12 protein-coding genes and 1 pseudogene are annotated in these 14,781 nt (G+C 62.1%); 5 read left to right on the forward strand and 8 right to left on the reverse strand.

Going from position 1 to position 14,781, the window contains the following annotated elements; all coding sequences use genetic code 11:
* Positions 1 to 8 precede the first annotated feature (8 nt).
* Positions 9 to 830 (reverse strand): annotated as a pseudogene (locus ACIPOO_RS26520) (PAS domain-containing protein); the annotation flags it as partial.
* A 206-nt stretch (positions 831 to 1,036) separates the two neighbouring features.
* On the opposite strand from ACIPOO_RS26520, the gene ACIPOO_RS26525 reads away from it, so the two are divergent.
* On the forward strand, positions 1,037 to 1,828 hold the full coding sequence (locus tag ACIPOO_RS26525; protein ID WP_400610951.1) for a substrate-binding domain-containing protein: 792 nt from the start codon (positions 1,037 to 1,039) through the stop codon (positions 1,826 to 1,828).
* A 72-nt stretch (positions 1,829 to 1,900) separates the two neighbouring features.
* On the opposite strand, the gene ACIPOO_RS26530 is transcribed toward ACIPOO_RS26525, so the two are convergent.
* The gene (locus ACIPOO_RS26530; protein ID WP_400610953.1) at positions 1,901 to 3,100 is read right to left on the reverse strand and encodes an MFS transporter; all 1,200 of its coding nucleotides are present in this window, start codon (positions 3,098 to 3,100) and stop codon (positions 1,901 to 1,903) included.
* A 271-nt stretch (positions 3,101 to 3,371) separates the two neighbouring features.
* Between ACIPOO_RS26530 and ACIPOO_RS26535 the strand changes: the two genes are divergently transcribed.
* The gene (locus ACIPOO_RS26535) at positions 3,372 to 4,388 is read left to right on the forward strand and encodes a LacI family DNA-binding transcriptional regulator (protein ID WP_400610955.1); all 1,017 of its coding nucleotides are present in this window, start codon (positions 3,372 to 3,374) and stop codon (positions 4,386 to 4,388) included.
* Positions 4,389 to 4,487: 99 nt separating this feature from the next.
* Here ACIPOO_RS26535 and ACIPOO_RS26540 read toward each other — a convergent pair whose 3' ends face one another.
* The 6 genes from ACIPOO_RS26540 to ACIPOO_RS26565 all read right to left on the reverse strand — a co-directional run bounded on the left by ACIPOO_RS26540 (position 4,488) and on the right by ACIPOO_RS26565 (position 11,612).
* On the reverse strand, positions 4,488 to 5,216 hold the full coding sequence (locus ACIPOO_RS26540; protein WP_400610957.1) for an SDR family oxidoreductase: 729 nt from the start codon (positions 5,214 to 5,216) through the stop codon (positions 4,488 to 4,490).
* Between the two features lie 2 nt (positions 5,217 to 5,218).
* Positions 5,219 to 6,751: an FGGY-family carbohydrate kinase gene (locus ACIPOO_RS26545; RefSeq protein ID WP_400610959.1), complete on the reverse strand. Its 1,533-nt coding sequence runs from the start codon at positions 6,749 to 6,751 to the stop codon at positions 5,219 to 5,221.
* A 132-nt stretch (positions 6,752 to 6,883) separates the two neighbouring features.
* Complete coding sequence (locus tag ACIPOO_RS26550) at positions 6,884 to 7,969, reverse strand: alcohol dehydrogenase catalytic domain-containing protein (RefSeq protein ID WP_400610961.1); 1,086 nt, start codon at positions 7,967 to 7,969, stop codon at positions 6,884 to 6,886.
* Between the two features lie 139 nt (positions 7,970 to 8,108).
* Positions 8,109 to 9,068: an ABC transporter permease gene (locus ACIPOO_RS26555; RefSeq protein WP_400610993.1), complete on the reverse strand. Its 960-nt coding sequence runs from the start codon at positions 9,066 to 9,068 to the stop codon at positions 8,109 to 8,111.
* 4 nt (positions 9,069 to 9,072) lie between these two features.
* Positions 9,073 to 10,584, reverse strand: coding sequence for a sugar ABC transporter ATP-binding protein (locus tag ACIPOO_RS26560; RefSeq protein WP_400610963.1), 1,512 nt, complete (start codon positions 10,582 to 10,584; stop codon positions 9,073 to 9,075).
* Between the two features lie 83 nt (positions 10,585 to 10,667).
* Positions 10,668 to 11,612: a substrate-binding domain-containing protein gene (locus tag ACIPOO_RS26565; protein WP_400610965.1), complete on the reverse strand. Its 945-nt coding sequence runs from the start codon at positions 11,610 to 11,612 to the stop codon at positions 10,668 to 10,670.
* A 299-nt stretch (positions 11,613 to 11,911) separates the two neighbouring features.
* On the opposite strand from ACIPOO_RS26565, the gene ACIPOO_RS26570 reads away from it, so the two are divergent.
* From ACIPOO_RS26570 to ACIPOO_RS26580, 3 genes are all read left to right on the forward strand, one after another.
* A complete protein-coding gene (locus ACIPOO_RS26570) occupies positions 11,912 to 12,739 on the forward strand; it encodes an NAD-dependent epimerase/dehydratase family protein (RefSeq protein WP_400610967.1) in 828 nt (275 codons plus the stop codon).
* Positions 12,740 to 12,786: 47 nt separating this feature from the next.
* Positions 12,787 to 13,671, forward strand: a complete 885-nt coding sequence (locus ACIPOO_RS26575; protein WP_400610969.1) for an SMP-30/gluconolactonase/LRE family protein — start codon at positions 12,787 to 12,789, stop codon at positions 13,669 to 13,671.
* A 182-nt stretch (positions 13,672 to 13,853) separates the two neighbouring features.
* On the forward strand, positions 13,854 to 14,765 hold the full coding sequence (locus tag ACIPOO_RS26580; RefSeq protein WP_400610971.1) for a TauD/TfdA dioxygenase family protein: 912 nt from the start codon (positions 13,854 to 13,856) through the stop codon (positions 14,763 to 14,765).
* Positions 14,766 to 14,781 lie beyond the last annotated feature (16 nt).

A 14,781-nucleotide genomic window follows, 5' to 3' on the forward strand; every position in this document is an offset into this window, starting at 1 on the left:
TTCTCGCGGTTGACCTGTTCGGTGATGACGGTGGCGAATTTCACCACTTTGTACAGGCGGTCGTGGGCGTCGGTGATGGGGTTATAGGATGCCTCCAGCCAGACCTCGCGGCCACGGCTGTCAACCCGCTTGAAACGCCCGGCCACGTACTCGCCGCGCCGCAGCTTGTCCCAGAATGCGGCGTATTCCGCCGAGTTGGCCTCCTGGGTCTCGCAGAACATGCGGTGGTGGTGGCCCTGGATCTGCGCCAGCGAGTAGCCCATCGATCCCAGGAAACGCTCGTTGGCCGACAGCACTTCACCGTCGAGGTTGAACTCGATCACGGCAGTGGAGCGTTGCAGGGCTTCGATCAGGTTTTCGTGTTCGCGGGAGGCCTCGATGGTGCGGGTCAGGTCACTGGCGTGGACCGTGAAATACATCACCCGTCCGCCGCTGTTGCGCACCGGCTGCACGATGGACCGCAGCCAGGCTTCCTGACCGTTGCCGCGCATCAGGCGCAAGGCACCGCTCAGGTGTTCGCCCCGGCTGATGGCTGATTTCATGCGGTGGTTGAAATCCGAATTCTTCACGTGCGCAGGCACCAGCTCTTCGATGGCGCGGCCCACGAGGTCCGAATTGCGGTAATGCATCTCCTCTTCGAAGTTGCCGTTCACCGACTCGATCCGGCCTTGCGGATCGAGGCGCATCGCCAGCATTTCGCTGTCCAGGCTGCTGCGCACCTGCTCCACCGACGAAAGTTCTTCGCGCAGGGCAGCCAACTCTTGCTTGAGACGTTTATTGAACATGGACGGCGAACTTCCAGAAAAGATGAGAGGTGTCGCCATGAGCATCGGCGCAGCCGAATGTTTCTTGAGGGATGCGCAAACAGCGTGTCGTTTTCAGACATCGGGCCCTGACTGAACCTGACCCGGCGAACAGCGTCTGTGACTCAATGCTTTACAAGAAAGGGATTTACTCACCGCGGGATTGCCACATACTGCCCGCGCTGTTTTTCATATCGTCAGAGCCACTTTCCATTATTTTCAGGTTCATCTTCATGAAAAGAATTCTGCCCTATCTGCTCAGCGCCGCCCTTTCCTTCATTCCGGCGGCCTTCGTTCATGCAGCCACCCCGCAAGCCCCCGTACAACTGATAGTCCTGAGCTCCGGCGGCATCATGGGTGCGTTCAAGGCCGTGACGCCCGACTATGAACAGCGCGTCGGCGTGCGCCTGCAGGGCGAGGTGGCGCCGTCCATGGGCGCGACGCCCCAGGCCATTCCAAACCGCCTGGCGCGCCAGGAGCCGGCGGATGTGGTGCTGATGGTCGGCGCCGCGCTGGACAAGCTGATCAAGGACGGCCAGGTCGATCCGAAATCCCGCGTGGACCTGGGCAAGTCCTACATCGCCATGGCGGTGAAACATGGCGCGCCGCACCCGGACATCAGCACCATGGAAGCCTTCAAACAGACGTTGATCGACGCCAGAAGCATCGCCTATTCCGACAGCGCCAGCGGCGTGTACCTGTCCCGCGTGCTGTTCAACCAGATGCACATCGCCGACCGCATCCAGAGCAAGAGCCAGATGATTCCGGCGACGCCTGTGGGAGAGGTGGTCGCGCGGGGAGACGCCGAGATCGGCTTTCAGCAGTTGAGCGAATTGAAGCCGGTTGAAGGGATCGACATCGTCGGCCTGATTCCCGATCAGGCGCAGCAGATGACGTTGTACTCGGCAGGCGTGGTAACCAAGAGCAAGCATCCGGAACAGGCCAGGCAGTTTCTGGAATTCCTGAGTTCGTCTGCGGCGGCGCCGGCGATCAAGGCCAGCGGGCTGGACCCGATCGCCAAGTGATCCGCAGTTCGTAGCAGCACGGCTTGCCGGCGGGGGCGGCCGTGAGATCGCCCCCGCGGGCAAGCCCGGCTGCTACAGGGACGGTGTAGGCACTGTAGCGCGGGACTGCACCCACTTCATGCTGACCATCGCCAGCAACGCGACGATGGCCACAAGCCCTGCGAAAAACTCGCCCACGTGCTCGAGGCCGAAGGCCCGCACGCTGAACCCGACTGCCACCACTGGCACCGAAATCGAGATGTACAGCACCACGAAATACGCGGAGGTCACGGCGGCTTTCTGATCCGGCGGGCTGCTGGCCGTCACCGCGCCAATGGCTGCGCGCAGGATCATGCCCCGCCCTGCTCCGGCCAGAAAGCCCGCCGCCACCAGGAACGGCAGTTGTGCCCAGGCGATGCTCAAGCCCAGGCAGATCATGCCGAACACCAGCCCGACGCAGCCCAGGGTCATGTGTTGCGCCTTGGGCAGCCACTGCAGCAACGCCTGCCCGACGATGGACGCGACGAAGAACAGGCCGATCACTGCGCCGATCAGCAGCCCGCCGTGGACCTGCATGATGTGGATCATCACCGATGGCACCATGCTGGTGAACAGCCCCGCCACGCTGAACCCTGCAAGCCCGGCAATCGAGGCCGGGATGAACACGGCGCGCACGGACGGCGGCACTGAAGGTTTCTGGATGCTGAGTTTCAGTTGCGCCGGGCGCTGCACGGTTTCGCGGATCGCCGCCACGCCCAGCCCCGCGAGCAGCAGCAATGCCAGATGCACGTAGAACACCAGGTGCAGCGGGTCCGGCAGATGCTGGGAAGTGAACCCGGCAAGCAGAGGTCCCATGCCCAGACCCAGCATGTTTGCGGCAGTGGCCATCAAGGTGGCGTTCTTGAAGGTTTTGGGGGCCAGTTCGATCACGGCCACGGTCGCGGTGCCGGTCATGATGCCCGCCGAAAAACCCGAGAACAGCCGGCCGATCAACAAGCCCGTGACCGAGTCGGTGTAAAGGAAGATCCCGGCGCTCAACGCCCCCATCAGCAACCCCGCCAACAGCATCGGGCGGCGCCCCACCTGATCGGACCAACTGCCGACCGCCAGCAAGGCTGCGAGTACACCTGCGGCATAGATGGAGAAGATGATCGTCAGCCAACTCGCGTCAAACCCCAGCCGTTGCTGGTAGATCGCGTACAGCGGCGTCGGCAGCGTGGTACCGAGCATGGCGATCAACAGGGCGAGCGCGGCGATGAAGAAGTCGCGAGAAGATGGAGCAGGCGCGGTCATGAACCCTCCAGACCTATGAAAAGTACACACATTATCCACAAAGTGGGTACAAACGTCGAAAAACTCCCCTGTCGAGGTGATAGCCTCCTGGACCGCCGCGATAGGATCACGAGCACAACAGCGGCATTTCTCGCTGAAAGACCCGTATGAAAACGTTAACATCAGATACCTTCAACGCATCCTCAAGCGCTCGCATCGTGCTAGCCTTGCATCATCTGTCAGCTGTGCGAGCGTTTCGCCGGCTGTCCCGTTTCAAGGCCGCCAGAAGTCCATGAGCAAAAAAGCCCCCGTCACCATTTCCGACATCGCCCGCCGCGTGAACATGACTCCGGTCACGGTTTCCCGGGCATTGAACAAGCCCGACCTGGTCAAGCCGGCGACCCTGGCCCGCATCCTGGAAGTTGCCCAGGAACTGGACTACGTGCCCAACGCTTTCGCCCGCAGCCTCAAGCGCAGCGAGAGCATGATTATCGGGGTGATTACCGCGTCCGTGGACAACCCCTTCTACAGCGAGATGATCAAGGCCATCTCCCGCGAGGCGAAAAAGCACGGCTACACCATCATGCTGGTGGACACCGACGGCTCCGAAGAGCTGGAGCGCAAGGCAGTGGACACCCTGCTCAGCTATCGCGTGGCGGGGATCGTGCTGTCGCCGGTTTCGGACGAACCTGAATATCAGCCCAACTACCTCAGCCGCCTGGGCAACGGCGACGTCCCGGTAGTACAGCTGGACCGCGCGCTGCACGGCAGCCCCTTCAGCCATGTGGTGCTGGACAACTACCACAGCGGCTTGAAAGGTGCGCGCTACCTGCTGGCCCAGAGCCCCGCCATGCGGCGCCTGCTGGTGCTGACCGGCCCTGCGCATTCGCGGATTTCCGAGGAGCGTCTGAAGGGTGTGAAGGCAGCGCTGGCCGAGAGTGGCAAAGACGTGCAACTCGACGTGTTCGCGGGCGACTACACCCTTGAGCCGTCCTACCAGAGCACCCTCGCCTACCTGGACCAGCAGCCGGTGCCTGACGCGATTTTCGGCTTCAACCAGTTGATTACCCTGGGGGCGATGCGCGCGCTGCGGGATCGCGGCATCGCCCACGACAGCCTGCCGATCTGCGGCATCGACCGCCTGCCGTTTGCCGACATCTTCGGCATCCCCATCGCCTGTATCGCCCACGATGCGTCGCGGGCAGGAACCAGCGCCGTGACCCTGCTGCTGGAGCGCATCGCCGACCGCTATCTGCCCAAGGCCAAGGTGGTGATTGCGGGGGAGCTGGAGAATGGGGTGGGCGCCTGAATCTGTAGGAGCGCGCTTGCCCGCGACGGCGTTGGGTCAGGCACGCAAATGTTGTCCGGCCCTACGCGGTCGCGGGCAAGCGCGCTCCTACAAGGGAACTCAGCGGCTGGTGTAGCCCCCATCAATCGGCATCGATATCCCGCTGATCATCGACGCCGCGCTGCTGAGCAGGAACAGGATCGGCCCGGCCACTTCTGACGTCTCGGCAAATCGCCCAAGAGGAATCGCCGCCAGCGCCGGGTCTCGCTTGCTCGGTTCGCTCCAGGCCATCTGCGCCATGGGGGTCAGGGTCACGGTCGGGTTGACGCTGTTGACGCGAATCCCGTGCCGGCCCCATTCGCCACACTGCACGCGAGTCACGGCGTCCATCGCGCCCTTGGACGCGCAGTAACTCAGGTGATCGTCCAGCGCCACCAGCGAGGCCTGGCTCGACACGTTGACGATACTGCCCGCGACCCTGGCCTCGATCATCGCCCTGGCCACGCTCGCCGCCACCATCGCGGCAGCGCGCACGTTGACCGTCATGACCTGATCGAACGCCTCGGCGCTGACCGCCGCAGCCGGCTCCAGAATGGAAATGCCCGCACAGTTGACCAACCCGTGCATCACCGGAAGCTCAGCCAATACCGCCGCCAGTTGCGCCTGATCGGCCATGTCCACGCTGATCGCCTGGCACGCCAGCGCCGCCAGCGCCGAGCGGTCCCGGCCCATGGCATAGACCTCGGCGCCACAGGCCAGTAACTGCTGCGCCACTTCCCGGCCTATGCCGCTGCTGGCGCCGGTCACCAGCACGCGCTGGCCTGTGAAATCAAAACGAACGTTACTCACATTCAGGCTCCCTGCAGACGATGCATGATGGGTTTGAGCGCCGGATACAGCGCCACGTAGTCAGCGAACAATCGCGAGTACAGCGCGACGTTTTCGGCATTGGGCTCGGCGCGGCGCTCAAGTTGCACCCAGCCTTTGTGCACCTGTTCCTCGTCCACCAGGCCGACCGCATGCGCCGCCAGCAATGCCGCACCCAACGCCGCTTCCACTTCCTGGACGATGGTGTACACCGGGAAGTTGGTGACGTCGGCGATGATCTGCATCCACAGGTCCGAATGGCTCGCGCCGCCGACCACGATCAGCCGTGGGTCCAGCGATTGCGCGCCCTTGGTGCCCGCCTCGATGTTATGGCGCAACGCGAAGGTGACGCCCTCCAGCACCGCGCGATACAGGTGAATGCGGCTGTGGAACAGGGTCAGCCCGACGAAACTGCCGCTGGCCTTGGGGTCCCAGACCGGGCTGCGCTCGCCCATCAGGTAGGGTTGAAACAGGACCCCTTCGCTGCCTGCGGGGATGTTCATCGCGGCACGCTCCAGGATGGCGTGGCTGTCTTCGCCGGTGTCCCGGCCTTGCTGTTCTTCGGCCTGGCAGAACTGCTCGCGAAACCAGCTCACCGAAGCCCCGGCGGTGATCGCGCCGCCGAAGATGTAGAGGTCCTTGGCGCCGTTGAACACGTGGGGGAAACTCACCAGCCCGTGCCGCGCATCGACCTGCTGATTCAGATAGCCCCAGCACATGCTGGTGCCGATCATCGCCACATGGTTGCCGGCCTGGGTCACCCCGGCGGCGAAGGTCGCCATGGCCGCATCGACGCCACCGCCGAGCAATGGAATGCCAGCGTTCAGCCCCAGGCGCTCGGCCCACTCGGCGAGCAGCCCGCCGACCACATCCCCCGAATGCACCAGCCGCTCGGGCATCATCACCTGGGGGATGCCCAGCGCGTCGAGCATCTCGCCGGACCAGGCCCGGGCGTTCACATCGTAGACGCCGCCGATATTGCCCGCCGAACTGTGATCCACCGCGATCTCGCCGCTCAGGCAGTAGTTGATGTAGCTGTTGGGCGGCAGCAGGTAGCGGGTTTCAGCCCAGACGTCGGGCTGTCTGTCCTTGAGCCAGAGCATCTTGGTGAAGCCGTAATAGCTGTCCACCGAGTTGCCGGTGATCGCGTACAGACGCTCGAGATCGACGTTGCGATTGACCCACTCGACCTGCTCTTCAGCCCGGCGATCCATCCAGATCAGGCAGGGGTACAGCGGTTTGATCCGGGCATCGACTGCGATACCGGAACCGCCATACAGGCTGCTGACGCAAAGGGATTTGACGCTGTCTTTCGGCACATCGCTTTTGCGCATGCAGCTGGCGATGCAGGCTTCTACGGCGTCGAGCCAGACTTCGGGCCATTGCTCGGCCCAGCGCGGCCTGGGCGTATCGACCTTGTAGCCCTGGCTGTGCTGCGCGACGATCTGGCCCGAAGCATCCACCAGCAATGCCTTGGTGCTCTGGGTGCCGATGTCGACCCCGATGACGTATTCCATCTTCGTGCGCTCTCTTGTTATTGGGTATTCGCTAAGGCTCGCAGCGCCCCCCTCCGTAGCAGCACGGCTTGCCGGCGGGGGCGATTTCAAATACGCCCCCGCCGGCAAGCCGTGCTGCTACAAGGGCCGGTTTCAACTCACGGGTTTCAAGAGCACCTTGATCGACCGGGTCGAGTCCGCCAGGGCGAACGCTTCGGCGTAGTCATCCAGGCCGAAGTCATGGGTCACGATGCCTTCGGATGTGACCAGCCCGCGTTCGAACAGGTCGATGGCAATCGGGTAGCAGTACGGCCCCAGGTGGGCGCCGCGCACGTCCAGTTCCTTGCGATCGCCAATGATCGACCAGTCGGCACTGGTCTCGGCGCCGAACACACTGAACTCGACGAAACGACCCAGCTTGCGAATCAGGTCCAGGCCCTGGGTGACACCCACCGGAACGCCGGTGGTTTCGATGTACACGTCGCAGCCGTAACCGTCGGTGAGGCCATTGATGATCTCGCGGGCGTTGTCGCGGCTGGGGTTGATGACCACGTCGGCGCCGAATTTCTTCGCCAGTTCCAGACGCTCGTCGACCATGTCGATGACCACCAGTTTTTTCGGCGTTTTCAGAGCGGCGACCTGCACCATGCACAGACCGAGGGTGCCGGCACCTGCGATCACCAGCACGTCGTCCAGTTGCACATCGCCACGGTTGACGGTGTGGATCGAACAGGCCATCGGCTCGATCAGCGCCGAGTCTTCAAGCGATACGGACTCGGGAATCTTGTGCACGATGGCGGTTTTCGGGATGCGCATGTACTGCGCCATGCCGCCCTCGGCGACGTCCTTCTGGAAGCCGAAGATGTTGTGCACTTCGCACATCCAGTACTTGCCGGATTTGCAGAACTTGCACTTCTCGCAGGGCACGATCTGCTCGGCGATGACCTTGTCACCGACCTTCACGCCGAAGTGCTCTTCAGCGCCCTCGCCCAGCGAATCCACGTAGCCGAAGAATTCGTGGCCCGGCACCACCGGCGCCTTGACCCACGGGCTCTCGCCACCCCAGAACATGGCCGCGCCCGAGTGGCATTTGCAGTCACTGGCGCAGATGCCGCAGGCGCCGATGCGAATCACCAGTTCATTGGCGCGGGCCACCGGCTTGCTGATGCGCTCCAGACGGTAGTCCTTCGGCGCATGGCAGACGACGGCTTGCATGGTGGTTTTTGTGTTTTGTTCCATGTCGGTTCACCTTCTGAGGATTGATGACCTGTAGGAGCGCGCTTGCCCGCGATGGCGTTGTGTCAGTCGACAGCAATGCCTCTGGCTCGCCGCCGTCGCGGGCACGCGCGCTCCTACAGGTGTGGTGTTCAAAATCGGTTTATTTATGCCGCTGCCGACTGATGAAAATCGCCAGCAAAATGATTGCGCCCTTGATCACGCTCTGCACATAGGGCGATACGCCCAGCATGTTCAGGCCGTTGTTGAGCACGCCCAACAGCATGGCCCCAACCAGGGTGCCGATGATCACGCCGCGACCGCCGGCAATCGACGCACCGCCCAGCACCACCGCCGCGATGGCGTCCAGTTCGAAGCCGACCCCGGCGTTCGGCTGCCCGCTCATCAGGCGCGAAGACAGCACCAGCCCGGCAATCGCCGCCGTCAGACCGCTGATCGAATACACCAGCAACTTGAAGCGCGAGGCCCGCACGCCGGACAGGCGCACCGCTTCTTCGTTGCCGCCGATGGCATAGACGTAACGCCCGATGCGCGTGTGTTGCAGCAGCACCCAGGCCAAGAAATAGGTCAGCAGCATGATCAGGATCGGCACCTGGATCCCGAACAAGGTGCCGCGGCCGAACCAGGCGAACCAGTCGGGCATGCCGGAAATCGGGTAGCCGTCGGTGTACATCAGGCCCAGCCCTCGGGCGATGCCCATGGTGGCGAGGGTCACGATGATTGGCGGCATCTTCAGGTAAGCGACGAAGATGCCGTTGCCCACGCCGAAGCCCACGCCGATCAGCAAGCCGATCAGGATCGCAATCGGCGCCGGAACGCCCGCCACCATCAACCCCGTGGTCAAGGTGCCGGACAGCGCCATCACCGGCCCGACCGAAAGATCGATACCGCCAGTGAGAATCACGCAGGTCATACCCACGGCGATGATTGCGTTGATCGACACCTGCCGGGCGATGTTTTCCAGGTTCGCCCCGGTGAGGAACTTGTCGCTGGCGAAGATCATGAAGACCGTCACCACCACCAGCCCGACGAAGGGATAGAACGCCGGGGAGCGGATCAGTTGGGCGAAATTGATCTTCAGACGGTTGGGTTGGGCGGTCATGGTTTTAATGGACGTGTTCACTGTTCAGACTCCCGGTGGCATGGCGCATCACTTCTTGCGGGTTGATGTCGCCTGCCTGCAGCACGTTGACGATGGCGCCCTTGTTGAAGACGGCTACGCGGTCGCACATGCCGATGACTTCCGGCAGTTCCGAAGAAATCATGATGATCGCGAAGCCTTGTTCGGTGAGTTTGCGCATCAGGTTGTAGATCTCCGCTTTCGCACCCACGTCGATGCCGCGGGTCGGTTCGTCGAAGATCAGGATGTCGCAGTGATGGTTGATCCAGCGCGCGATCACCACCTTCTGCTGATTGCCGCCGCTGAGGTTCAGTACCCGGCTTTCGCAGGACGGCGCCTTGATCGACAGCTGCTTCATCAGCTCCGCCGTCGTGGTGTCTTCCCTGTGCCGGTCGAGCAAGTGAACGGCGCTTTCGTACTTGCCCAGGTTGTTCAACGAGATGTTTTCGCGAATGCTGAAATCGACGATCAGCCCCTCGCTCTTGCGACTCTCGGGCAGCAGCCCGATGCCATTGGCCAGCGCATGGGCCGGATCGCTGAGATTGACCGGCTGGCCGCGCAACAGCACGTCCTTGCTCACCACCGGCAGCGCGCCGATCACTCCCAGCGCAAGCTCGGTGCGCCCGGAGCCAACCAGCCCGGCAAAGCCGAGAATCTCGCCCTTGTGCAGGTTGAAGCTGTTGTGCGGGCCGTTGCGGGTCAGCTGGATGTCACGCACTTGCAGCACCACGTCGCCCAGCGGTTTGTCGGGTCTGGGTGGAAAGCTCGCCTCCAGCCGTCGCCCCACCATCATCTCCACCAGGGTGTCGATGTCGCTGTCGGCCACGGTCAGCGCACCGACATTGGCGCCGTCGCGCAGCACGCTGATGCGGTCACAGACCTGGAAGATTTCCTCCAGATGATGAGAGATGAAGATCACCGCCACGCCCTGGCTTTTCAGCTCGCGCATGATGTCGAACAACAGTTCGGCTTCGGACGGCGTCAGGGTGGCGGTCGGCTCATCGAGAATCAGCAGGCGCGCTTCCAGCGCCAGCGCCTTGGCAATTTCCACGAACTGCTGCTCGGCCACGCTCAGGTGCTGCACCGAGCAATCGAGGTTGATCTTGACCCCAAGGCGATCGAACAGCGCGATGGCTTTCTCGCGCATCTCGCCTTTGCGCAGCAGGCCGAAACCGTTGACGATTTCATGGCCCAGGAAAATGTTTTCCACGGCATTGAGGTACGGGATCAGGCTGAATTCCTGAAACACGATGCCGACGCCGGCGGCGATGGCTTCGTTGTAGGTCGCGAAATGCTGTTCTGCGCCGTCGATGCGGATGCTGCCTTGGTCCTGATGCTCGACACCGGCCAGGATCTTCATCAGCGTCGACTTGCCCGCGCCGTTCTCGCCGAGCAAGGCATGAATCTCGCCGCGCTCGACCTCAAGGTTGATCGACTTGAGCGCATGCACGCCGGGATAGCTTTTACAGATGTTTTCCAGTTGCAGAAGGCAGCTCATGGGCACCTCGTCAAACTGCAGCGCACGTGAATCCGCGCCGCCCGCCAAACGTGAGAAATGTCAGGCGGGCAGCAGCATCCGGGTTACCAGGTGAAGGTCTTGGCCTTGTCCTGATCCACCAGCAGGATGTCCACCGGGATAGTCGCCGGAACTTGCGAGCCCCACTTCTTGGCGAGCGCAAGGCCCAGGGCCAGACGTACCTGATCACGCGGGTATTGAGCGGAGGTGGCGATGAACTTGCTGCCCGGCTTCTGGATTTCCTTCACCGCTTCCGGCGCGCCGTCGACGCTGGTCAGCTTGACGTCACGACCACTGGATTCGATGGCGGCCAGTGCGCCCATCGAGCCGTTGTCGTTGACGCTGAACAGGCCCTTGAGGTTCGGCTGCGCCTGCAGCATGTTCTCGGTCACGCTCAGTGCCTGGTCGCGCTCCTGCTTGCCGTTCTGGATGCTGACAATCTTGATGTCCGGGTGCCTGGCCAGGGCGTCCTTGCAGCCGCGCACGCGCTCAAGGATCGGCACCACCGCGATGCCATCGAGAATCCCGACGTCGCCTTTGCCGCCGATGTGGGTGGCCAGGTATTCACAGGCCTGAACGCCTGCGTCGTAGTTCTTGGAGCCGACGAACGAATCCAGCGGACCGCTGGCCTGCGCATCCACCGCCACGACCACCACGCCCTTGTCATGGGCCTGTTTGACGGCCGACTGCACGCCCACCGAATCGGTCGGGTTGATGATCAGCACGTCGATGCCCTTTTGCAGCATGTCTTCGATGTCGCTGATCTGCTTGGAAACATCGTGACGCGCATCGGTCACCAACAACGTCGCGCCAATGCTGCCGCTGGCGTCCTGAAGGGCGTCCTTCATGGTCACGAAATAGGGGTTGTTGATCTCTTGAAACGAGGCACCGATCTTCAGCGGGCCGGCCTTGCTGTCAGCCGCTTGAACGGTGAAGGAGCCAGCGCACGCCACAGCCACGGCGAGCGAACAGAAAACGGCGGAGAAGCCTTGCTTGAGGCGGATTGTCATAGCGAAAAATCCCGTTGTTTTTATTGTTAAAGCGGAAATGTCATCGTTAACATTTTCGAAATTAGCAGAGAAGATCGGGGTTCGCAACTGCTAAGGAGGGTCGCCTGTAGGAGCGCGCTTGCCCGCGACTGCGGTGTGTCAATCTACACATCAATGCCTGATCCACCGCAATCGCGGGCAAGCGCGCTCCTACAGTGGTCGCGTGGTTTGACAAACTTCACGGGGGCTGTCGATAATCGCTCGATACGTCATATGACAACCGATGACTTTAATAACAACAACGTCAGACAGGGCTCCCCATGACCACTCCATCCAGCGTTCACACGCCCTTCAACCGCATTCTGCTGACCGGCGCCGCAGGCGGGCTCGGCAAGGTGTTGCGTGAAAGCCTGCGCCCGTACGCCACTATCATCCGTCTGTCCGATATTGCCGAAATGGCCCCCGCTGCTGGCTCTCGCGAAGAAGTGCAGCGTTGCGACCTGGCTGACAAAGCCGCCGTTCATCAACTGGTCGAAGGCGTGGATGCCATCGTGCACTTTGGCGGTGTGTCCACCGAGCACTCGTTCGAAGACATCCTCGGCCCTAATATCTGCGGCACTTACCACCTGTACGAAGCGGCCCGTCGCCATAGCGTGAAGCGGGTGATCTTCGCCAGTTCCAACCACGTGATCGGCTTCTATCGCCAGGACCAGACCATCGACGCCAGCGCCGTGAAGCGCCCGGACAGCTACTACGGCCTGTCCAAGTCCTACGGTGAAGACCTGGCCAGTTTCTATTTTGATCGGTACGGCATCGAAACCGTGAGCATCCGCATAGGCTCATCGTTCCCCGAAGCGCAGAACCGCCGGATGCTGAGCAGCTGGCTGAGTTACGACGACCTGACCCAGTTGATCGAGCGCGGGCTGTTCACGCCCAATGTCGGCCACACTGTGGTGTACGGCGCGTCGAATAACGAAAAGGTGTGGTGGGACAACCGCCTGGCCAGCCATCTGAACTACCAGCCCAAGGACAGCTCCGAGGCGTTCCGCGCCAAGGTGGAGGCACAACCGGCGCCTGCCGCCGATGATCCGGCGATGGTCTATCAGGGCGGCGCGTTCGTGGCGTCGGGGCCGTTCGGCGACGCGTGATTGCCTGAGCCAAATCCGTCTTTTTTCCACCTCAGGGAACACGTGCCATGCAGGCTGAATTGATCCTCGACGCGCGCAACGCCACCGGTGAAAGCCCGGTGTGGAGCGCGCAGGAACAGGCGCTGTACTGGGTCGATATTCCGGCGGGGCGACTGCATCGCTGGAGCCCGCTGGATGACTGTACGCAGAGCTGGCAGGCGCCGCAGATGCTCGCCTGCATCGCGAGTTTCGGCGACGGCAGCTGGCTGGCGGGGATGGAGGACGGTCTCTATCGCGTTCGTCCCCAGGATGACGGCAGCCTCGCGTCAGGGCTTCTCAGCGCGGTTGCTCACCTGCGCCCGAACATGCGCTTCAACGATGGCCGTTGCGACCGTCAGGGGCGCTTCTGGGCCGGTACCATGTTCATGGACATGGGCCAGGCCGCCGTCGTCGGTTCGCTCTACCGCTACGACGCGGAACAGCGCGACCCGCTGGCAGCGCAAATGGACAGCATGATTGTGCCCAACGGCCTGGGATTCAGCCCCGATGGCCGCATCATGTACCTCTCGGACTCCCATCCCGACGTGCAGAAAATCTGGGCCTTCGACTACGACACCGACAGCGGTACGCCACGCAACCGCCGCTTGTTCGTCGACATGAGCCAGCACCCCGGTCGCCCCGACGGCGCAGCAGTGGACGCGGACGGTTGCTACTGGATCTGCGGCAACGATGCCGGGCTGATCCACCGCTTCACGCCTGAAGGCAAACTGGACCGGTCCCTGGCGGTGCCCGTTAAGAAACCGGCGATGTGCGCTTTTGGCGGTCGGGATCTGGATACGTTGTTCGTGACCTCGATTCGCCCTGCGGGCGATGTCAGCGATCAGCCGCTGGCCGGTGGCGTGTTCGCGTTGAGGCCCGGTGTGCAAGGCATCGAAGAAACGCCTTTCGGGTAGCCTGCGGGCTACCTTTCTCTTTTCCTCATACAAATCATTCGAATATCGTTATGAAGATTAGTTATCTTCATAAACGACCCGCATAAACATACCTTCTATATTTATGACAAAAGGTGATTAGCGCGCTGCTGATTTATATCTTTATGATCTGAGCCACAACAACCTAAACAGGAGTTCAGGCGATGGCGATTCAGATCAACCCCGTTGCAGGACGAATCGGTGCCCAGTTGAGCGGCATCAAACTGTCCGGCGATATCTCGGCTCAAGACTTCGATTTCATCAATCAGGCACTGCTCAAGTACAAGGTCCTGTTCTTCCGCGATCAGTTCCTCACCGATGAGCAGCATGAAAGTTTCTCCCGTCGCTTCGGCGATCAAGTGCCGCACCCAACCGTGCGTTCTGCCGAAAAAAGCTCGGCAATCCTGAACCTCGATTCCCGTGAAACCCGCGCCAATTCCTGGCACACCGACGTCACCTTCGTCGCCAACTACCCGAAGATTTCAATCCTGCGCGGCGTGGTCATCCCGCCTTACGGTGGCGACACCGTGTGGGCCAATACCGCAGCCGCCTACGCTGACCTGCCTGAGCCGCTCAAGGCACTGGCCGACAACCTGCGCGCCTTGCACACCAATCTGTATGACTACGCAGCGCCCAAGGACACCGGCGCCGAAGGGCTCAAGCGTTACCGCGAACAGTTCACCGCCGAGGTCTACGAGACCGAGCATCCGCTGGTGCGCGTGCACCCGGAAACCGGCGAGCGCAGCCTGATTCTCGGCCACTTCGTGAAACAGATCCTGGGCGTGAGCAGCAACGACTCCAAACAATTGATCCGCCTGTTCCACGACCGCATCACGCAGATCGACAACACCGTGCGCTGGCGCTGGAGCGAAGGCGATGTGGTGATCTGGGACAACCGCGCCACCCAGCACATCGCGATCAATGACTACGGCCAGGCCCAGCGCATCGTGCGCCGCACCACCGTCGCCGGTGACATCCCGGTGGGCATCGATGGCCGTTCCAGCCAGGCGATCAAGCCGACACCCGAAACCCTCTCCCCTGCCACCGAAGCCGACAAGAAACACCTGGCGGCCTGATCTCATTTTTTAAGGA

The sequence above is a fragment of the Pseudomonas sp. NPDC090201 genome (assembly GCF_044746825.1).
Taxonomy (GTDB): domain Bacteria; phylum Pseudomonadota; class Gammaproteobacteria; order Pseudomonadales; family Pseudomonadaceae; genus Aquipseudomonas; species Aquipseudomonas putida_AD.